Source organism: Paenibacillus solisilvae (genome assembly GCF_042656405.1).
Lineage (GTDB): Bacteria > Bacillota > Bacilli > Paenibacillales > Paenibacillaceae > Paenibacillus_Z > Paenibacillus_Z solisilvae.
Window position 1 is genome coordinate 15,918 of sequence record NZ_JBHSOW010000121.1, and the last position, 18,726, is coordinate 34,643.

Here is an 18,726-nt window from a genome sequence, read left to right on the forward strand (position 1 = left end):
GCTAGTTCAATGTCCTTTCAACAATGCACAAACTCCTCATTTAGTTAACCATTTGTGTCAAAAAGTCTGCTTCATCCTCCAGGCTTGTGCTATAATCCAATCAAATCCTATAAGCAGGCGGGAGATACCTAGTGGACATGATATTTAACTTTCAGAATATGACCAGTACGCTGCAGATTGTCGGCTGTCACTTTGGTATTAAACCAGATAATTGGACCTACCCTAAGCATCATCATCATCTGTATGAACTTCTCTGCTGTATGGAGGGGAAGGCTGTTCAAGACATAAACGGAGCAATGGTGGAGATGAATCCAGGGGATTGGTTCTTAATAAAGCCCGGCGTGGCTCACAGTGTTGCCAATGTGTCCGACTCGCATTACGGGTTCTTCAATATTCACTTCGACCTCGACGATCTGGATGCGCGGAATCGACTGGGGACCGCACCTTACAGGCTGATCCCTTCTGAGCTTGCGAAGGAAAGCATCCTGCCCAAGGTGATTCCCGAGCTGGAACGGCTCATGCAGCAGGGGCTGCTAACGGGTGAACCGTCGAAGAATCCTGAATCCAGAATAATCTCGCTGGCTCTGCATCAGCGGCTGGCTCTGCAAGCCTACGTCCTGCTCATTATTCAAGAAATCATACAGTTATCAGAGATTCATTCACCAATTCATACCATCGCCCAACATCAGATTTCCGCTTATGAAGTCGATATTGCGCATGCTTTTGAAGAGAGACTTACGGTGGATCTAACCGTGAATCCCTCCATATCCGCCATCGCAGGCGAACTGAATATAAGCCGCAGTCAGCTTTCCAAAATTTTTTCCAAAGTGTACGGTCTATCGCCTCGTCAATACTTGAGCCGGAGAAAGTGGAGCAAAGCAAAGGAACTGCTTGCCACCTCCAACCTCACCGTATATACGATCGCTGAACAATTGGGATTTCGATCCGTCAATCACTTCTCCAGGCAGTTCCGTCGTTGGATTGGGATGTCGCCGAATCAGTATCGGCATTCGATGCCCAGCCTGTAATAAGCGGTATATGAAGACCGAATACCCGTAAGCTAAACGCGGGGCATTCGGTCTTTTTCTATTGCCACTTATAAACTCCGATATACTTCAAATGACGAAATCGTTGGACACCATCTGGACTCCGTAATCGTAAGTCGCAGGAATCGCGCTGTAACGGTATCGAATCGACAGATACGCTTGTAGCCAACGACTGTGCCGCTGTACAGCGGCTTCCACTGGCCGCCTTCTTGATATGCCAACTCAAATCGCTCGATCCGCTGGCTGTATCGGTGTTCCCGCAGCACAATATGGTTCAACGGCATTTCACTTTGCAAATCAAACTTGATGCTGGCCTGCTCGGTACCTTCCCCGGGAGCCCAGTAGGTATCCGGATTTCCGTCCAGTATTCTCTCAGCCGGGTATCCGTTCAAGGTTTCAGAAGCATTAACGGAGGCATGGACGGCCAAATTCGTTTGGAACGTATTCCGGATCGCATCCCCAAGCTCCCGCAGGCGAGTTGTATCGTTCTCGTGAAACAGTCCGCGGGTATCAGGCGGAATATTGAGCAGGAACGACGCGTTTCCGCCGACCGAGCCGTAATAAATATGCAGAAGCTCCTCGAGCGGCCTGACTTTATCATCCTCCGAAGCGTGATAGAACCAGCCGGGACGAATAGATGTATTCACTTCGGCCGGGTACCAGACGAGCTCGCGTTCATGCTGAATAATAGCCCGGCTGCCCAAATCTTGATCTTCCGAGTCGTATCGGCGAGCGAACTCGCGGTCATCGGCCTGCTGCGATTTCTCTTGGATTTTCTCATTGGCTCGCACGGATGCCGGTACGACGCTCCATTCCGACTCCCGGCAGCGGCCGGCTTCGTTCCCGCACCAACGGATGTCTGGCCCGCACACCGAGATGACGGCACCTGGCTGCAGCTCGCGAATCACGGCATAATACGAATCCCAATCATATTCTTGGCGTTTGCCGTTTGGCCCTTCGCCGCAAGCGCCGTCGAACCAGACGCAGAATATATCGCCGTAGTTCGTCAGCAGCTCCCAAAGTGCGTTCATGCCCTGCTTGTCATGAAAAGCGGGGCCCTTCGCCCAAACGATGGCCAAATGCATTAGGAGCTCCGTCTTCAGCCGCTCTCTCACCGGTGCATAGGCTACTCATTGAAGCAGCTGCTCGAGTACAATATTCAAACCGTCGTTTGTTACCACGGCGGGGTGCTGACAAATGGCGTCCATGAGGGAATCCTTCATTTGGTGAACATATAAGAGAAGCAGGGTCCGCACTCGTCGTTATCTACTTTAGGGACGCCTAACCCGAACTGCTGCATAATGTCCATACTAACTATACGATCAAAAAACGGCTGTGCAGAACAAACTTCTGCACAACCGTTTTCTACAAATCTCAATGACTGTTCAAGGCCTGCTCACGGTCAACGTGCATGTTTTTTTCTTCGAGGTTACCACGTGGTCTCTGTTATCGTGATCACTTATCACTATTCACTCAGTAAAACATCGATAACCTTCTTCGCTTCTCTTACAGATACAGATTCCTTATCTTCCCCTGCGTATGTTATTAGTGCTTTCCATAACGCCCAGCCTCTTGCCCTGTTTTCCGTTTCGATGTCAAGACCCGTAGATTGAAGAAACACCTTCCTGCTATTGTCATCAAAAAATGTCCATGCCATGGTTAATTCTATTGCAGGATCGCCAACTGCCATAATGCCAAAGTCAATTACGCTTGATAATTTGCCGTTCTTTACAAGAAGATTTCCTGGAGCTATGTCACCGTGAATCCAAACAGGCTTTTTTGTCCATTCGGATGCTGTTGCTTGATGCCATATTTTTAGGCACTTATCTTTATCTACTAAACCACCAAGTGTTTCAAGCGCTGATAAAGTCCAATCGTTGTACACAGTTAGAGGACAACCTCTAAAATAGTTATGCTCCCCGCCTGCAGGACCATTCGATGCGTCGATTCTTTGAAGCTCCTTTATAAACATAGAAAGCTCAACGGCAAATTCATTAATATCTGAGATATTGTCATGCCTTAAGGTTTCTCCCTCAATCCACCTATTAACTGACCAGAAAAATGGATAGTCTTCGTCGGGCTTCCCTTTTGCCAGAGGAACAGGAATAGGTAGCGAAAGATGAGGTCTTAGCTTTGGCAGCCAGTGAGCTTCTTTCTCAACCTGCGGAGCGTGACCTTCGTCTCTTGGCAGCCTCACGCTCATCTCATCGCCCAAATGAAATGTAAAGTTGTCATATCCGCCTTTTTCAACAGGATTGACAGGTAAGTCTGCCCATTGTGGAAATTGCTTTTTAATTAATCTACGTACTAAATCGGTATTTATTTTATACACATAAGTTCCTCGCTATCCTACTAAGCGGCAGTGTCATTGCCGCTTTTTGAAATTCAACTCCGCCGCAGTTTCATAATCGTGAACGATATTGGCGCCGCTGACCGCAAAAAAGACGAGATTCTCGCTGCCGGTATTCACAACCCGATGGGCCCATCCTCCGCCGGCATAGCTGATCCGGCCAGCCGCCACCTTCAATGACCGCAGCTCACCTTCACGGTTCTGAACCAGCAGTTCCCCTTCGCCGGACAGACCGATGACGGCTTCGGCGGTATCGGGCTCCCGGTGAAAATGTCCCTTTGTCATGTATGGCTCATCGCCGACATAGCCAGGATACAGCACCGTGATGTTGACCAGTAAATCCGTTTCGTCGTTCGGATGGGGCAGCTCATAAACCTCGTAGATGACCGGATCCCCATTCTCAAGCAGCCGGTCCGCGGCCTCCTGGTCGGCGTACAGCGATTTCATTTGGGACAGTCTTCTGACCGTTTTCAGCGCCCCATAAGTTTCGTAGTCCGCCGGCAATAACGGAATTGAAAACAGCTTCTCCATCTCTGCAATCCCCCTTCTATAGTTCGAACGCTATGAACGTTTCTCCGACTTTCCGGCCGTCGTCATTGAACATTTCGCATGGGTTGAACGTCTTGACCCCTTCGATCGTCGGTTCTTATAGCCGATTTGAAAAATAGCAGATCAAAGAGCGATGATAGCGCTTTATTAAATGCATTTATCTTAACATATGCCTTCCATACCCCGAAACGTTAGCACAGTCCAAAATCTGGACTTTGCACGGACCTATCTTCCGTTTTCTTCTATTCTTTCGATTTTATAACCGATTTCATATATCGCGTTGCACAAATTCGTTCGGTATATCTACCGGGAGGGGCTTGAGCCGGGAGAGCTGCCGATATTTCGCTTCAGAACATCAATAGATCGGTTACTTTCGGGGACTTGTTTTAAAACACTGATCGAAAGCCCATCTCAATAGCCGGCTGCCTCAAAGTCATTATTGAGTTATTGTTTCTCGTAGTATTGGAGTCCGAAAATTTGAAAGTACTGATACAACTAGAGGAGCAACTGCCTAGGCAAATTTGCTCCTTCTTTGTTGAACTATGGAACCCTTTATGCTTAACTATCGTGTTCTGTTATCTTAACACCTTACATATTTGCGTTTGAAACCAAGTTGCATTTTATCTACTGCCTTTTGAATATTTTCGGAAGCGAGTAGAAACTTGCTTTTTGTCTTGTCCCGTTTGACTTCTACTGGGCCAACTGCCTTTGCGGTCTCGACCGCCTTATCATGGAGAGGCAAATAGGATACCCCCACTGTGTAAAGAAAATTATTCATAGCGTATTTTGCTCGTTCGGGAGAATCGTGAATCGTATTTTGCACAATTTCAAGCATATTGGCAAGTTTGCTTTCGGAAAATTCACCGTCCGGTCGACTACCCAAAAGCCAGCAGTAACAACTCCAGCCCGCTGACATTCTCAGCTCTTCGCCGCTTGCAATCCATTTATCGGCAACTTCTTGTGCAATATCTGTTTCTGCCAAGGTTACTGCCACCACATAATCGGAAAGCATATAAAAATAAGCCGCATCTATCCAACGCATAAAATCAGCTTCAGTCATTGCCTTTGGGTCTGCAATTACGCCGGCAAAGTACATGGCGTCGTAATTCCCCGTGGTGAAAAGCTGCTCAGCCAAAGGTTGATTTTTTTTAATTTTCTTGGCGATGGGCTTCATTGCGCCTGTAGCCACACCAAAAAGCGGTTCGTGCGCGCCATTGGATACGTATATTTTCTTGGTTCGTTCCTTGCCAAGAGCTTCAAGGTCCTGCATAACCATTTCGAAATTCATTGTTTAACACTTCCTTTTTTTGAAGGATTTTATCAAGAAAGCTGGAAATCGCTGATGAAACGACGATGACCACGCTCGAATGTCATTTCGTTATCAGCTTCATTAAATTATCAACCTCTTGCAGCCAATAGCCGTCGATTGGACGTTTGCGCATGCTGGATCAACATAAAAATGTTTATGGTTTTCATCGAGCATTTGTTGGGTGAATGCCCTAATCTGTTCTTTCGGTGAACACGATAGATGACTAACGTTACGAATCGCAGCCTGCGCTTGGTCGATCGCTTTCTGAACAAGTACAGTGAAGAGCTCTTCTTTGGAGCTGAAATAACGGTAGGACAGCCCATGGCTGATGCCGGCTTCAGACGCAATCATGCTCATTTTCGTTCCGCCTATTCCTCGCTTGGCAAAAACGATAAGCGCTGCCTTTATGATTTGCTCCCTTCGTTCTTCGAGAGAGATATCGGATTTAGGATCATTTACTCGTTTCAACGTTTGTTCACGCTCCATAGTTCTATCGTTTAAGGCTATTACCTGCGGATTTTTTCCTCGCTTACCTCCCATAGAAGTTTGGCAGCATCCTTATTCCGAGCCGACTCGGATGGAACAATTTTTTGTGTATCCCTGTAGTATAGCCCGCTTGAAGCGTTCATTTCGCCCGAGTCCGCCAATCACACCAAAGTTTCAGCACCCTTCTCGGGGGTGCGGGAGAACCGTTTCATCACTGCCATGGTCAGACGGGCTAACTTTCCGTTGTCCTGGTTAAAGTTCGTCGATACCAGACCAGGATCGAAGCATGAAGCCGTAACTCCGGTTCCCTCCAATCTCCTTCCCAATTCAGCCGTGAACATAATGTTCGCAAGCTTGGTTTCCCCGTAGCGAAAATTTGCTCCGCCTAATAGATTTTGGGGAAAACCGTAGAATCCCTTTGCGCTCAGATCGTCAAATCGGATACCCTTCCGGGCCATCTTGTGACCGTGAGAAGCGGTTGTGATTACGCGAGCATGGCCGTTTTCTTTCAACCGGTCAAGAAGCAGGTTCGTAAGCAAAAAGGGGGCCAGATGATTAACCGCCCACGTCATCTCTTCGCCGTCAACAGTTATCTTCCGCGTTACAAACATAGCACCGGCATTGTTAATCAAAATGTCCACTTTGGGCCATTTCTCCAGGATGTCCGAAGCTGCTTGACGTATGGATTGCTGAGAAGCCATATCCGCCAGAAAAACGTCCACTATGGCATTGTTCCCAGCTATGGCTTTCAGCTGCGCCGTTACCTCATTCGCTTTTGCCCGATTTCGCGCTACGATTCCCAGATATGCGCCTCGGCTCGCGAGTTCCTTCGCAGCTGCAAGCCCAATGCCGCTGGTTGCACCAGTAATGACGACGTATTTACCTTTGACTGTCCAATTCGTATTTATTCTCTCCATCATCTAAAAGTCCTCCCCCGATAAAAATGAATGACTCATTCATTCATTTAATTATATGAATCGTATTCCAATTTCCGGATTTTGTCAACAAACATTTTCCAACTCTTTTCCGCCTTCGCCATAAATGGGCTTAAATCCCGACCGGAACGTTCCGTTAGCATGAGAAAGCAAAAGAAGGAGCTACTTTAGCAGCTCCTTCTTCGAAATGTCTCTTATTCAGCTATCGTTCCGAGGGAGCTTATCAAAGCAGAAATCACTCATCCCTTGACAGAACCGATCAAGGCGCCTTTCACAAAATGCTTTTGCAAAAACGGATAGACAATCAAAATTGGAATCGTGGATACCATAATCGCAGCCATCCGAACCGTAAATACATTCACCTGGTTTTGAAAGCCGATGGAGAGTCCCGACTGCTCGGTGGCAGCGCTCGTGTTGCTGATTATATCATTAAGCACCATCTGCAGCTGCCACATATTCTTTTCCGTCATATATAGAAGGGAGCTGAAGAAATCGTTCCAGTACCCGACGGCGATAAACAAGGAGATCGTCGCAATGACGGCATTGGAAAGTGGGAGCACGATACGGAAAAACACAGTCAAATCGCCCGCCCCATCGATCTTGGCCGCCTCCTCCAGCTCATCCGGTATGCCGCGAAAGAAGCTCAGCATGACAAAAATGTTCCATGCCCCCATTGCATTCGGCAGAATCAGCGCCCAGTAGGAATCGATCATGCCCAGCCCCTTGACCAGAAGATACGTGGGGATCAGCCCGCCACTGAACAGCATCGTGAACAGAACGAGCAGCGCAAAGGTCTTTTGCCCGCGCAGCCGCTTTCTGGAAAGGGCATAGGCCGTCGTCGCCGTGAAGAAAGTCCCGATCAGCACACCGCCCAAGGTCGAGATAACCGTCACCTGAAAGCTGGTCAGCAGCGATACATTTTGCAATACCGCCTTGTAGGCGGATAACGAGAAGCCTTCAGGCTTCAGAAAAAATCCGCCGCCCATTGTCATTTCCGGTTCGCTTAACGAGCCCATGACGATATACCAAAACGGATAGATCATCATAACCATCAGTATTATAAAAAACAATTGATTCAGCACAAGAAACAACCGTTCGCCCTTCGATAATCCAATCAAGTCCTCACCTCCTACCAGAGCCCATCTTGTCCGAATTTCTTCACGATTCTATTGGCCGATACGATTAAGATCATCGCGATCAAAGACTTAAATACACCAGCCGCCGTTGCATAGCTGTAATTGGCATCGGCAATCCCCACCCTGTAGACGTAAGTATCGATAATGTCGGCGACATCGTATACGAGCGGGCTGTACAGCAGGAAGATTTGCTGAAACCCAGCTTCCAGAATGTTGGCCAGACTAAGGATAACGAGAATGATAATAACAGGTCGAATCGCCGGAAGCGTCACATGCCACATCTGCCTCGCTTTATTCGCCCCGTCCATTCTTGAGGCCTCGTACAGCTCCGGGTTTACGCCCGACATGGCCGCCAGATAAATGATCGTTCCCCATCCTACTTCCTTGTACAGATCGCTCACCACGAGAATGGAACGGAAGTAATCCACATTGATGAGAAAATCGATAGGCTTCCCGCCGGCACCTTTGATTATATAATTGACCAGGCCGTCGACCGGGTTCAGGAAGGTAATAATGATGCCGGAGAAAATGACCCACGACACAAAATGGGGCAAATAAATAATCGATTGCGTAATCCGTTTAAAGACCACGTTCTTTAATTCATTCAGCAGCAGGGAAAGGATGATGGGAACAGAAAATCCCGCCGCCAGTTTATACACGCTGATCACCAGCGTATTCCGCAATATTTCGTAGAAATGAGGGGAGTGGAACAACTTGTTGAACTGCTCGAAGCCGACCCATTCGCTGCCCTTTATTCCGTTATAAATATTGTAATCCTTAAAGGCGATGACGATGCCGTACATCGGGGCGTAGCGAAACACAAAAATCAGCAGCATACCGGGTAACAACAGCAGATACAAGTACCTGTCGCGCACGATGTCCTTCCACAATTTCCGTTGGCTGGTTGAACTCAAATTCGCCTCTACCATGGTTTTTGCAGCGGGTTCCATTCGGACACCTCATCTCTTCTTGAAATGGAAGAGAAGCTCCGGGTCGGAGCTTACTCTTCTCCTTTTTGCAATTAAACTTCGTCCGGTCTTCTATTTTTGCACGTTTGCGATGCTGCCTGCCAAAGACGGTCCAGCCGGCTGGGCTTGTGCAAAAAATTACTTATAAGGTGTGATGTTTTCCTCGTACCATTTGTCATACTTGGCGTATTCTTCTTCCTGTGCACTGTAAAGCGTGTTCGCTTCTTCATCGACTTCCTTACCGCCCAGCTTCTCATATTGGGCTACAAATTTGTCGAATGCATCGATGCCGAGCTTGCCGGTAATGATGCCCCAGAACGCCTCGTCTCGAGCTTTTTGGATATCCGTGGAATATTTGTCCCATTGCGGACGGTTCGTCGCTTTGAATATGGCGATCTTGTCGCGCATCGGCTGGGACGTTTTGATTTTATATTCGAACAGCTTGGTCACCTCGGGTGTATTGGAAAGATTGGACGCGTCCTTGCGTGTGATTACCCATGAGAAATTGTCGAGTCCAAGCTTGTTGGCTTCGTCTGGCGTAACTTTCCTGTTATACACGCCGTTATCCATTGTATAATGCTCACCTTCCTTGCCGAAGCGGAGCAAGGAGTTGACTTCCGGCGAAGCAATGACATTGAGCACCTGCACCGCTTCGTCAGCGGGGCCCGCGTCGGTCACGACCAGGTAGCACCAGCCTCTTGGGGCAGACGGAATGTCCGACTTGAATCCGTCCGGTCCCGCCACCGGATCGATTGCAATATATTCGCCGCCCGGGTTGTTCTGTTTAAAATTCATTGTCGCATTGCTAGACGGATTGAAGTAGGCGACCCACCGGTAGAACGCCCCGACCTTGCCGGAAGCATAAATTTCATCGACTTTTTCGTTTGTATTGTTCGCGGCACTGGCCATTCGGGGGTCAATGACGCCTTCTCCATACAGCTTGGCAATCTGCTGCAGCGCCGTTTTTACCTGTGGCATGGTGGCGCCGTATTTGATTGATCCGTCATCCTGCTTGATGAACGCATCGGGATCTACCCCGTATGCGTAGAAGAACGGAGCGAGACTGCGGAAATAGTAGTCGCCCGACAAGCCGTACGTATCCTTTTTGCCGTTGCCGTCCGGATCATCGTTCGTAAAGGCACGGAGTGCTTGAACGAATTCATCCAGCGTTTTCGGCATCTGAAGCCCTAATTTATCCAACCAATCCTTGCGAATGATTGTGGTCATGGTGCCGGCTTCCGCAACATCTCCGGGGATTTGATACAATTTGCCGCTGGAATCCCAATGATAAAACAACGTATCCTTGGAGTAGTAATCGATAATTTCTTTGCCGTATTTCTGCAGTGATGGGGTAAGGTCTTGAACGATGCCCGCCTGGACCCACTTCGAATATTCCTTCGTATCGCCGGTCCATAGAATATTCGGCCGGGTGTTCTTGGCGCTCATCAGTAAGTTGATCTTCGTATCTACCTCTGAAGCCGGCAGGAAGATCGGGTCGATCGTTACCTGTCTGCCGAGTTTATCTGTCACTTGCTCCTCTAATGTCTTCTCACTCCACGAATCCGGCGTTTTCGGGCCGCCATTCAGCGTTATGCTGATATCAAACGGCTTCTTTGACGCGGCATTATTGGCCGTCTCGTTGTTCGCCGGCGCATTGTTTTCGCTGTTTGCGCCGTTCGAGCAAGCGGTGCCCAGCAGCGTCATGCCCGCCAGCGTCAGCCCCACCCAATTCGTTTTGATTCGTTTCTTCACCTTCAACCCCTCCTCAATGTTCAACCGCGGCAAATATGTAATCGCTTCCAAAATGATGGTTACAACACATTTCCGTACAATTAGGAAGAAAGCTGTACGTTCAGGGCACGCTCACGGCGTTGAAGAAAGCCGTGAACGATGCCGCTGGAATGAACGTCCTTGACTAAAACCTCTAACGAAAAAGTTTCGTTAGCGTCAAACTTAAAACGTAACCGATTAGTCCGGAAATACATGGTCAAAGCCTGCTTTTGTCCGCTTCAGAAGCTCCTCAGGATCACCTGCGGGCGGCTCTGGAGTCAGCACCTCTTGTGCTACCGGCCCGTCATAGCCGGTTTTCTTCAATGCGGTGAGGAAGCCTTTCAAGTCTATTACGCCTTCGCCTGTATAGAGGCGGTCGTTGTCTCTCAGCTCCTCAACCGGCAAATCTTTGGCATCGTTGATGTGAACATGTACAATTTGTTCTGCCTTCAACTGCTCCAGTTGGGACGGTTTGAATCCGGTCGTATGGCAGTGATAAGAATCAACCAGCAGTCCGACATTCGGAAGGCCAATTGCGGCGGCCATATCGAGCGTTTCCTCCACTGTCCAAATAAACGGATTTTTCCTGGACGTGCGCGCATGGTGAGGTCCAACGAATTCCAGGCCAAACCGCAGCCCATATGCGCCTAGAATTTCTGCACAGACACGAAGCCGATAGACAGCCTGCGCCATAAAGCGGGCGGACGGATTATCTGTGGAAGGCAGAATGTACGTAACACAGCGTGTACAGCTGAGCACAGCCGCAGCTGCAGCTGACTCGGTGAGGGCAGGCAGCGATTGCTTGAATTCTGCGTCTGTACTGCGCCAATCAACCGGGAGCCCGATCGCGCCGATCGCAATGCCGGTTTCAGCAAGCAAGCTTGCAGCTCCCTCCGGGCCCAAAGTACTAATCAAACTTTTCGCGTCTATGTCCACCGATTCGAAGCCGTATTCTGCAGCTTTACGGATAAATTCCTCATTGCTCCACGTTGATCCCAGTCCGGCTCGGGTCAATCCTCTAATCATGTATTCGCCTCCGTATCGCTTCCTCTTTAGATAAGCCCCGGCCGCAATTATTCTGATAACGAGATAACCTTGCTGCCGTTAGCGGCGCTCTCCCATGCCGCTTCCGTTAATCGGGCGATTCTTAAACCGCTGCTGGATGGTGCAGCTGCTTCACTCACCCTGCCAAGTACAAGGTCAACGAAATCGATGTCCGGATCGCTCGAAGCTGGAAGCTCCTCTACCGACACCTCAGTAAGGGACTTTTCTCCTTCCCTCGCAACCAATATCTTGTTGTTGCGGAATAAGACCGATCCTTTATCACCGTGGATGGAAACATCCTCATGCCAGCTGATGCTGGCACTGCCAACCACATTAAAGGTCGCGATAGCGCCTCCCTTGAAACGGACGGTCACGGCGGAATCGATATCGACCTCCCTGCCGTGGTTCTCAATGACAGCAGATACGCTTTCCGGCTCGAGACCAGTTACCCAAAGCACGACATCCAACAGATGGCTGCCCGAATCGTTCAATTGCCCGCCGCACGATAACGCAAGGTTTTGCCTCCATGACCCGGTTGCGCCGATCAGCCATCTTTGCGCCTGATAAGCGCAGATGTAGTTGATTTTCCCCAGTTCCCCCTTCTCGATCAAGTCGCGGATATACATATACGGGCCCATCAGGTGACGCTGGTAGGCGACAGCCAAATGCCGGTTCTGCTTCTTGGCATGTGCAATAATCTGCTCCGCATGATCGGACCCGCTTACGAACGGCTTCTCCATGAGCACGTGGAGGCCGCCGTCAAGGCATGCCATTCCCTGTTCAAAATGCATGCTGTGAGGCGAAACAATAACAGCGGCGTCCGCGCCGGACTGGGAGATCGCCTCCTGGTAATCCGCATAGACGGCTATGTTTGCGAGCTCGGGATAAGTTTCCTTCACTAGGTTGATTGCCTTATCGGACGGATCCGACAAAGCGACGATTTCGGCCTCAGGCACATTCAAAAGTCTGCGGATGTGCTCCCTTCCCATACCCCCGACACCAATCATTAGAAAACGAACTTTTGCCATCGTTAACGCCTCCATAAAATAATTTTTTTATTGCAAGAACCCAAGCCCGATCCTGTTTCAAACAGAAAATGATTTCGCAAAATAAAGCGCTTTCATCCCCTTTTCAAAAAAAGACTGTTGTATCAAAGGAGATAAACACGCACTGTTACGAACGTTACATTATCGTCATTTTGCACACCAATCTGTTCGCGTAAATTATAACACCACAGTATATAACTGTAAATATTATTTTTTCGCAGGTGTTATTTGTTGTATTCAGTAAGATTTTAAACTGAAATCATGTTACAATCTGAATGATTCGTCAATTCGTAAAGTAAACAAAGTTGCAAATTTTGTACAATAGTTGACAAATATTCACCAACTATTAAAATTAAACTATTAATCGTACAAAAGAGGGATTGGAAACTTGTGAACAAAAAAGTGACAACCTACGACATCTCCAATGCATTAGGTATCTCTAGAAACACAGTGTCAAAGGCACTAAATTACCACGCAAGCATTTCGGATGAGACCAGGAAAAAAGTCATTGAAGCGGCTATTGCAATGGGTTATAACAAGATGGTCCCCGGCGCCGGCGAACGACCCGCTATTTCCCGAAGTACGAAGAGCATTGCCTACTTAACTCGAATAGAAGTTAGTACAAACGGATATTGGATGAACCTGATGAGAGGCGTCGAAGATGTGCTCAGAGGAAGCGGTTACGACATGAAGATGTCCTTTATCAAAGATGAAGATATCATATCCCTCATGGTGCCTCCCATGCTGAACAGTACAATCGACGGATTTATCGTGGTGGGAATGCTGAACAAGGCTTACACCGAGAAATTACTGGCGCACTCACTGCCGAAGGTTTTTATCGATTTGAATGCCGAACTGCCGCTAACCGACCTCAAAGCCGATCTGGTATTGATGGAGAGCGAGGAAAGCGTGTACCGGATTACCCGTCATCTGATTGAGTCTGGACACCGGGAGATCGGATTTATAGGAGATATTACATCCCGCAGCTTTCTCGAGCGTTGGATAGGATTTAGCAGAGCCCTTCATGAATCGAATATTCCGCGAAATCCAAGCTACTGCATAACGAGCAAACATGCTACTAGTTATCAATCCTTTGATGGGATTGCCGATACACTTGGAGCGCTCGAGCAGCTTCCTACCGCATTAGTATGCGGCAACGACCTTATGGCGCTTCATGCCATCCGGTTCGTAAAGGAGAATGGAATGCGGGTTCCGGAAGGTATCGCCATATCAGGTTTTGATCAGATGAAAGAAACGGAGCTTCTGGATATTTCGCTTACAACGGTTACAAATAATGAATTTCAACTGGGGTTACGGGCTGCAGAGGAGCTGCTGTACCGGATGCAGCGCCCAAATAGGCCTTTCGAGGTCATTCGCTTATCTACAAGGGTTATCTTCGGGGAAAGCACGCGTACGACACGCACCACGTAAGTTAATCACTCACAATTTTAAAGAGCCCTTTAGTTTAGGCTCTCAGATCATTAAGTACTGTCCGAAAGCAATCTATAATTGTCGATCTAATTCTTGTATAGTAGTTACAACCCCATCTTCGAAAGTGACGTACCTTCTACCCGAGTAGTCCCATTGTTCACTGACTCCTTATTCGATTGTTGTTTATGATCCTTCTTTCTATACTTGCATTAATTTCACATTACATCGCAGAACTTTGTTTAACTTCCACACAATAGGTCTTCCTAATTTCGCCATGAAAAAATCCCTTTCAAGTAAACTGTAGTGCGCCTTTTACACGCTGTCTACTTAAAAGGGATAATACTTATTTGTTTAGCCATTGCACCATTAGCTGTTGTCTCTAGTTCCGGAAGCGTCGCCGCAGGATGCTTTGGCGTTAGCGTTTGTTGCTATACTTATTTATCCTTCCCGTTTCCTTTATCCGGTGCAATCGTGTAGAGCAATTTGTCCAGTACCATGTAGGCTCCCGACTTTTTCACGACCTTGAGGGTGTGAGGGCGATCTTTCAACCCGGAAATGCTGAACAACGTCTGCTGTGTAATTCTGACGGCGTTATAAGCGCTCACCGTTTGTACAAGTTTGTTATCCACATAAATATCCATATCGCCTTGCTCGGGGCTCTTGTCTGAAATCAAGTCGATGCCCGTTCCCCTAAAAGCATACGTAAAAGAATCGTTGTTCATTTCCGCAGCATGTACATCATCCTGGTAATTCCCCCTGAAAGTGAACGACAGATAAGTCGCGCCAACCGGTTGTGACGCCAGATATTCCTTCTTGATCGTGACTTCGTTGCCCGATACCGTGTAGTCGGCAGCTTTCACCAACGTTGTCCCGTTGTTGGAGATGGCGATCAAATTGCTTCCATCGAGTGTCATGGAAATCGTCAGGTCGGCCGGCGCTTTTTTATCAAAGCTTGCGGTATCCGGGACGATCAGATCCGGCAAAATGACCCTGAATCCGTCCAGCAGCATATAATTCCCGGTTCTTTTCACTGCCTTCAAGGTATGGACTCCAAAAGGCAATCCCGAAATGGCGTATACGGTTTGTTGGACTTGTTGTGAGCTGCTGTACGTGCTTATGGTTTGCTTGAGCTCGCCGTCGATATAAAAGTCAATATCGCCCTGCGACGAATCTTTCTCCGACACCACTTCAATTCCCGTTCCCGTAAACGTGTATTCATAATAGTCGTGTCCGGTTTCGGTCCAATGCACGTCATTCATGTAGTCTCCCAGATTTCGGCCGGTGCTGCGGTTCCAGTTGCCCGTAAACATAATCCCCGGTGCATCGTCATTGAGAGTAACGACACGTCCTCTGGAGCTCTCGAACACGACTACGGATAGCGTTTGTGCCGCTCCGGACGCGAAATTAACCGTCAGGTTGGTTACGCCGATCGGCAGCGTAGACATATATTCCTTCTTGAGGAAAATGACGCCTCCCGAAACCGAATAATCCGTTCCGGCAGCCAACGCCGCTCCGCCATTCGCAATGCCGCTGACGGCATCTCCATGAAGCGTTACGGTCGTCGATAAGCCAGCCTGCTCCGTCGGCTTTCGATCAAAGCTCACGGCGCTCGGACTAAACGTAGGTGTCGTATCGCTTACGGTGACGGCAACGCTTTGAGCCGGACCCGCACTGAAGGTAAAGACCAGATTGGTCGTACCGACCGGCAAGGTGGCGAGATATTTCTTGTTGATGATGACTTCGCTGCCCGAAACCGCATAGTCGGTTCCCGGCGTCAAAGCCGTACTGTCACCGGCAATGCCGACCAACTCGTTTCCGTTCAGCTCCACCGGAACGGACACGTCCTCCTGCTCCGTCGACTTCTTGTCAAAGCTTGCCGAAGTCGTACCGATCGTACTATTCGTTACCGACGAGTCGTTTATCGCGATGGACAGGTTTTGTGCCGCTCCCGAGTTGAAGGTAAACGTCAGATTGGTTGTGCCGAGCGGTTGGGCCGCCAAGTATTCCTTCTTCAGCGTGATTTGATTGCCAGCTGTCGTGTAGTCGGTGTCGGCTACCAATGCTGACCCGCCGCCCGCGATACCTTTCAAGCCGTCGGCGCTCCCGTATACGGATGAGGTAACCGTTAAGTCAGCCTGTTCGATCGCTTTCTTATCGAAGCTCTCCGAATCGGGGCTGATCAGATCGGGCAGAATGACCCTTAATTTATCCAGCAGCATAAAGACACCCGTTTTCTTCACTGCCTTCAGGGTATGCGTTCCATAGTCCAATCCGGTAATGCTGTAAATGAGTTGTTCACCCGAACGCGCAATATCATGCGTGCTAACGGTTTGTTTATACACGCCGTCCACGTAGAAGTCGATATCGCCCTGGGAAGGATCCTTTTCCGTAAGGTATTCGATTCCTGTTCCTGTGAACGTATAGCTTAATGAATCGTCATTGGTTTCGGCATAATGCACGTCATTCATATAATCCCCAAGGTTGCGTCCATTAGAATATCCCCAGGACCCGGTGTATACAATTCCAGCATCGTTGTCATTAAGGGATTGCGAAGCGCCTTTGGATGTGTCGGTTACGGCGACGTCCAGTATCAGGGAAGCACCGTAGCTAAAGGTTAGCGTCAGTCTCGTCATTCCGCTTGGTAAGCCAGCGAGGTACTCCCCCTTCAGAATAAGCCGGTCGCCCGAAATTTTATAGTCGGTGTCCGGATTCAACGGTGTTCCGCCGCCCGAAATGCTGCTCAAAGTGTTTCCATTGAGCGTCAACGTTACAGACGGTTCAGCTTGCTTCACCGGATTCTTGTCGTAGCTCACCGAGGTTGTGCTGATCGTGCCGTCTTTCAGCGTCGTATCGCTAACGGAAACGGTAAGCGTTTGAGCCGCTCCCGCATTGAAAGAGAAGGTCAGGTACGCTGTGCCGACCGGCAAGGTGGCAAGATATTCCTTCTTGATCACGACCTGATCGCCGGATACCGTATAGTCCTGACCCTGCACCAATGCCGTGTTGCCGTTTTTAATGCCTGTCAACGTATTGCCGATCAATGTCGTTGCAATATCAGCCTGGTTCGCCACTTTCTTGTCAAAATTCGCCGTAAGTGGGCTGATCGTGCTGTCCACCGTCGATGAGTCGTTCACGTTTACAACAAGGTTCTGTGCGGGCTGTGCCAATTCTCTGCCGCCGTTTCGTGTCCATGTACCCGAATAAGAAATCCTCTCGTCGTCGTTGATGGCGGAAGTGCCGCCCGTTGACACGACCTTGAATAAGCGGGAAGCATGCGGGGCCAAATCTACCGAGCTGTATCCGGTATCAAATGTCCCCAGATTCTTATGGCTCCACAAATCGCGGACGGAGGCGGAACCACTCAGACCGATGTCACTCCAATTCACCTTAACCGTCGCCGGGGTGCTGCCCAGATTGAACAATGCGACGCTATACGTGCCGTCGCCGTTATTAGCGTACCAAACCTGCTGATCCGTCGCCATCGATACTGGATGCCCCGGATGTCCCGCTTGGTTGACGGCGATCACCTCGTCGTTTGTCAGCAACTCGAGACCGTAATCGTCCAGGTTGGTCATATCATTGCCCATATACAGCTGCGCCGACGATATGGCATACAGCGACATGGCGGTCTTCCGTTCGTCCTTTGTCAAGCCGTCCATCGCCCCGTTACCGATATTCAACGAATCGAAATCGTTCCAGCCTCCCGGTCCCGCGTCCCGCCACCACAAATTGGCATCCGGAAACAGGCGGGCGATATTGGCCCAGGTGGTCAGCGCTTGATTTCCGCAATAGCATTCGATGTCCCAATCGACGCGCCAGCCGTTTGAATATTTTTTCCAATAGTCTGCATAATTGTGGTCAAGCGCCCAGGACAACTCGAACCAAATATGATGGGGAGCCAGCGCTTGGGACCATGCTTTGACGTCGCCACGCGCATCGAGGGACAAGTCGTTGTGACCCGATCCCGGCGTGACACTGTCAAATTTCAGAAAATCGATACCCCACTCTGCATACAAGTCAGCCATGGAATCAATATATTTTTGAGCGCATGGCTTGCTAAAATCGATCTTTAAGACGTAACCCCAATAATCAATTCCGTGTAGAGGCTGTTGGGCGATATCCTGCATGTGGCAGCCCGTCGTACCGTATATTGGTAAATTCGCCGCATACGCCTCGCGGGAAAGTCCCGGAATCGTATAGAGACCGACCTTTTGTCCATTATTGTGAATATAATCGATCACTTCTTGCAAGCCGTTCGGGAAAAGCGTTGTACTTGGCACGGGACGTCCGTATTCGTCCTGACTCCCTGGCCATCCGGCATCAATATTGATGTATTCGTATCCGTGGGATTGCAGTTTTTCGTGCATGGCGTCGGATTGCGCCTTGATCTGGTCGGCTGTGATCCATTGCCCGTTGCCCGAATACACCTGCATGCTGTAGCTGCTCCAGCCCATAAACGGCTTCTGTGCAAACCCAGTATCCTTCACTTGTGCTTCCGCTTGTGCCTCCGCTTGTGCCACCTGCACCTTCGGCAAGAAAATCCCCAATTGTGCGACAATGAACATGAACGCCAAAAAAATCAGTTTTGCCTTTTTACAAATCCTATTCATCCGATTTCTCCTCTCGAATTCAAAAATGATCGACGTAGAACCTCTT

The 18,726-nt window shown here is 49.0% G+C and carries 12 protein-coding genes and 2 pseudogenes; 2 read left to right on the forward strand and 12 right to left on the reverse strand.

Going from position 1 to position 18,726, the window contains the following annotated elements:
* Window positions 1-137 precede the first annotated feature (137 nt).
* The gene (locus ACFPYJ_RS29985) at window positions 138-1,028 is read left to right on the forward strand and encodes an AraC family transcriptional regulator (RefSeq protein ID WP_379191999.1); all 891 of its coding nucleotides are present in this window, start codon (window positions 138-140) and stop codon (window positions 1,026-1,028) included.
* A 68-nt stretch (window positions 1,029-1,096) separates the two neighbouring features.
* On the opposite strand, the pseudogene ACFPYJ_RS29990 reads toward ACFPYJ_RS29985, so the two are convergent.
* From ACFPYJ_RS29990 to ACFPYJ_RS30040, 11 genes and pseudogenes are all read right to left on the reverse strand, one after another.
* A pseudogene (locus ACFPYJ_RS29990) lies at window positions 1,097-2,101 on the reverse strand (discoidin domain-containing protein); the annotation flags it as partial.
* A gap of 410 nt (window positions 2,102-2,511) precedes the next feature.
* Window positions 2,512-3,378 carry an aminoglycoside phosphotransferase family protein gene (locus tag ACFPYJ_RS29995; protein WP_379191927.1) on the reverse strand — a complete coding sequence of 289 codons (867 nt, stop codon included), beginning with the start codon at window positions 3,376-3,378 and terminating at the stop codon, window positions 2,512-2,514.
* 33 nt (window positions 3,379-3,411) lie between these two features.
* Window positions 3,412-3,927 (reverse strand): glucose-6-phosphate isomerase family protein, encoded by a 516-nt coding sequence (locus tag ACFPYJ_RS30000; RefSeq protein ID WP_379191928.1) that lies wholly within the window; start codon window positions 3,925-3,927, stop codon window positions 3,412-3,414.
* Between the two features lie 598 nt (window positions 3,928-4,525).
* Complete coding sequence (locus ACFPYJ_RS30005; protein WP_379191929.1) at window positions 4,526-5,233, reverse strand: DNA alkylation repair protein; 708 nt, start codon at window positions 5,231-5,233, stop codon at window positions 4,526-4,528.
* 102 nt (window positions 5,234-5,335) lie between these two features.
* Window positions 5,336-5,722, reverse strand: coding sequence for a TetR/AcrR family transcriptional regulator (locus ACFPYJ_RS30010; RefSeq protein ID WP_379191930.1), 387 nt, complete (start codon window positions 5,720-5,722; stop codon window positions 5,336-5,338).
* Between the two features lie 38 nt (window positions 5,723-5,760).
* Window positions 5,761-6,660: pseudogene (locus tag ACFPYJ_RS30015) on the reverse strand (SDR family NAD(P)-dependent oxidoreductase).
* Between the two features lie 254 nt (window positions 6,661-6,914).
* Entirely contained in the window at window positions 6,915-7,793 is an 879-nt protein-coding gene (locus tag ACFPYJ_RS30020) for a carbohydrate ABC transporter permease (RefSeq protein ID WP_379191931.1), read from the reverse strand.
* Window positions 7,794-7,804: 11 nt separating this feature from the next.
* Window positions 7,805-8,761 carry an ABC transporter permease gene (locus ACFPYJ_RS30025; RefSeq protein WP_379191932.1) on the reverse strand — a complete coding sequence of 319 codons (957 nt, stop codon included), beginning with the start codon at window positions 8,759-8,761 and terminating at the stop codon, window positions 7,805-7,807.
* Window positions 8,762-8,917: 156 nt separating this feature from the next.
* Window positions 8,918-10,531, reverse strand: a complete 1,614-nt coding sequence (locus tag ACFPYJ_RS30030; protein ID WP_379191933.1) for a type 2 periplasmic-binding domain-containing protein — start codon at window positions 10,529-10,531, stop codon at window positions 8,918-8,920.
* Between the two features lie 216 nt (window positions 10,532-10,747).
* Window positions 10,748-11,575, reverse strand: coding sequence for a sugar phosphate isomerase/epimerase family protein (locus ACFPYJ_RS30035; RefSeq protein WP_379191934.1), 828 nt, complete (start codon window positions 11,573-11,575; stop codon window positions 10,748-10,750).
* 47 nt (window positions 11,576-11,622) lie between these two features.
* Window positions 11,623-12,621 (reverse strand): Gfo/Idh/MocA family protein, encoded by a 999-nt coding sequence (locus ACFPYJ_RS30040; RefSeq protein WP_379191935.1) that lies wholly within the window; start codon window positions 12,619-12,621, stop codon window positions 11,623-11,625.
* Window positions 12,622-13,029: 408 nt separating this feature from the next.
* Here ACFPYJ_RS30040 and ACFPYJ_RS30045 point away from each other — a divergent pair, with 408 nt between their 5' ends.
* Window positions 13,030-14,070 (forward strand): LacI family DNA-binding transcriptional regulator, encoded by a 1,041-nt coding sequence (locus ACFPYJ_RS30045; RefSeq protein ID WP_379191936.1) that lies wholly within the window; start codon window positions 13,030-13,032, stop codon window positions 14,068-14,070.
* A gap of 434 nt (window positions 14,071-14,504) precedes the next feature.
* Here the strand turns inward: ACFPYJ_RS30045 and ACFPYJ_RS30050 are convergent, their stop codons facing one another.
* Entirely contained in the window at window positions 14,505-18,680 is a 4,176-nt protein-coding gene (locus ACFPYJ_RS30050) for a X2-like carbohydrate binding domain-containing protein (RefSeq protein ID WP_379191937.1), read from the reverse strand.
* Window positions 18,681-18,726 lie beyond the last annotated feature (46 nt).

Coding starts and splice junctions, on each gene's coding strand:
- ACFPYJ_RS29985 (WP_379191999.1), top strand. CDS start 138: ATGATATTTAACTTTCAGAATATGACCAGTACGCTGCAGATTGTCGGC.
- ACFPYJ_RS30000 (WP_379191928.1), bottom strand. CDS start 3,927: ATGGAGAAGCTGTTTTCAATTCCGTTATTGCCGGCGGACTACGAAACT.
- ACFPYJ_RS30005 (WP_379191929.1), bottom strand. CDS start 5,233: ATGAATTTCGAAATGGTTATGCAGGACCTTGAAGCTCTTGGCAAGGAA.
- ACFPYJ_RS30025 (WP_379191932.1), bottom strand. CDS start 8,761: ATGGAACCCGCTGCAAAAACCATGGTAGAGGCGAATTTGAGTTCAACC.
- ACFPYJ_RS30035 (WP_379191934.1), bottom strand. CDS start 11,575: ATGATTAGAGGATTGACCCGAGCCGGACTGGGATCAACGTGGAGCAAT.
- ACFPYJ_RS30040 (WP_379191935.1), bottom strand. CDS start 12,621: ATGGCAAAAGTTCGTTTTCTAATGATTGGTGTCGGGGGTATGGGAAGG.
- ACFPYJ_RS30050 (WP_379191937.1), bottom strand. CDS start 18,680: ATGAATAGGATTTGTAAAAAGGCAAAACTGATTTTTTTGGCGTTCATG.